This window comes from Kitasatospora sp. P5_F3, assembly GCF_054049135.1.
Map to the genome: position 1 here is coordinate 1 of NZ_JBFUMY010000188.1, position 1,298 is coordinate 1,298.

Genomic DNA, 1,298 nt, shown 5'->3' on the forward strand with positions numbered 1-1,298 from the left:
GGGGTGCGCTGCCGCCCTCGGGGGCCGCAGGCCACCCGGCCCGGCCACCACCGCCTCACCGTCACCCGGAACTGCCCGGGTACCGGCCACGGCCCAGGCCACCGCCTGAGCCCGCCCGCCACCCTCGCCGGTGCCGCAGGCCCGGCGGCCGCCACTGGCCCGCTGCCGGGCCGTCAGGCCCCGGCACCCGGCCACCCACCGGTGCGGCCGCCAGGCCGCCCGCGCTGGAGGACCGGGTGGTGGTGTCCGGCTGCGCCCCGGTCCGCGTTCGCTCCTGCCTCGCCGGGCGTGTGGTGCTTCTCCCCGCGCCGCCCTGCGGGGCCGGGGTGGAGTTTCTGACAGCTCTTGCATCCGGCGCCGGACGTCCCGACACCTCTTGCATGTTCGTCCTTCCACAGGTGGGCGGGTTGCCGGTGCGGCTCAAGGAGGGGGTGGTGGTGCGGGCCGGGGACGGGTTCGGCGGCTCGGCCGGGAGTGCCGCCGCGCCCTGCCTCAGGCCCTCGCCGCACCCGCCCGGTGCTGCGCGCCGTGCTGCGGTCGTGGCCGCCACCGTGCCCTCGGGCGAGGCACTACGGTCGCCGCCGCACCCGGGGAGAGCTCTTCGCCGGCCGCCCGGAGCGGGCCGACCGGGTGTGCCGGTGCTGCCCGGCGGGTGGCTCGGAGAGCTCCTGGTGCCCGTCGTCGTCACGGCGGGGCCGGCCTTCTGCCTGCCGCGCACCAGCACCCGCTGCCCGTGTCACCGACCGCCACCCACCGCCCGCTGCTCCCGCCGCCGCACCTCGGCCGCTCCTCCCGCCGCCCTCCCGGGCTCGCCGCCCCACCCACGCCGCAGGTGCCCGCCCTCCCCTCTGCCGCCGCTCACGGCCCGCTGTGGTGCCCGCCAGGCGCCGTCTAGCCTCCGCCCCTCCCTGGAGGCCGCAGGGCACCCGCGCCGCGCTGCTGCGCCCCGGCGCCGATATCGGGGCTATGGCTCTCTACCGAAAATTCGCGGGATATCGTGAACGAAAGGCCCGCCGGATTCTGCCGTCCCGTCAGGGATGGCCCTTCTACAGGCAATTCGCGCGACATCGTCAACGCCGCTCGGACGCCCCGTCAGGGGAGGCCCCGTTACCGACAATTCACGCCACATCGTTAACGCTCCCGGCCGCAGGCCGGAACGGGCCTCATGGCGGGCCGCAGGCCCGTGCCGCTTTGACACCCGCCACCCGCCGAGTTGAGGCCCCGTCAGGGGCCGCATCGGGCAAGCCAATTCGCCATCGGCGAATTGCCCCCGCCACCCACCCGCCCAGGCCCGGCGC

General features: G+C 76.9%; 1 pseudogene. It reads right to left on the bottom strand.

The features are described from left to right. A pseudogene (locus ACXJMZ_RS37235) lies at positions 1 to 195 on the bottom strand (hypothetical protein); the annotation flags it as partial. Between the last annotated feature and the right edge of the window lie 1,103 nt (positions 196 to 1,298).